We start from the raw sequence: 629 nt of genomic DNA, 5'->3' as shown, positions 1-629 counted from the left end.
AGGAGCCGGATCAGATCGCCAGCCAAGGCCATCGCGCGCTCCGAAGTCTCCAGTCCAAGAAGCAATGCGTTGAAAAGGATCACGGCCGTGATCGTGTTCCTGAAAGTTGATGTGTCGAGCGCCATCGCGATCCGGTCGCGCAAAGTCATGCAGTCCCCCCGTCTTATTGGCCGGTGGGATATGGTCCTTGGTCGGACGTTGCACAACCTTACCCTTCAGCAATGAGTGCCTTGGAGAAATCGTTGCGCACCATGTGGCGCGGAAAGAGGGCAATTGGCGCAACGAGCCGGCCGGATAACCGTGTCCAGAGGTAGGTATCCAGCCAAATCAGGGGCGTTTCGCGACATCCAGACACATCTGGATTCTATATTCTTCAATGCCTTGCAGAAGGTGTTGGGTGCGCTGAAACCCCGACGTGCATCAGCATTCCGCAAACGGGGTGGATTTGAAAACTTAACCACAGGCAGAAGAGCCTCGTCGCCTCAAATCTCCACCCCGGCACACAGCGCGGTATTTCGGATATGCTCTCGCATCGCATTCGCGGCGTCGTTCGCATTCTGCCGCGTTAGCGCCTCCAGGATCGCCCTGTGCTCTTTGATCGAGGCGTTCATGCGGTCGACCTCAGTGTT

At 56.9% G+C, this 629-nt stretch carries 1 protein-coding gene; it reads right to left on the bottom strand.

What is annotated here, in order from left to right; all coding sequences use genetic code 11:
• Positions 1-482: 482 nt before the first annotated feature.
• Complete coding sequence (locus F8R15_RS20945; protein WP_253732839.1) at positions 483-611, bottom strand: FCD domain-containing protein; 129 nt, start codon at positions 609-611, stop codon at positions 483-485.
• Positions 612-629 lie beyond the last annotated feature (18 nt).

The sequence above is a fragment of the Thioclava sp. JE_KL1 genome (assembly GCF_009296265.1).
Classification (GTDB): Bacteria; Pseudomonadota; Alphaproteobacteria; order Rhodobacterales; family Rhodobacteraceae; genus Thioclava.
This window is presented reverse-complemented; position numbering and strand designations above follow the sequence as displayed.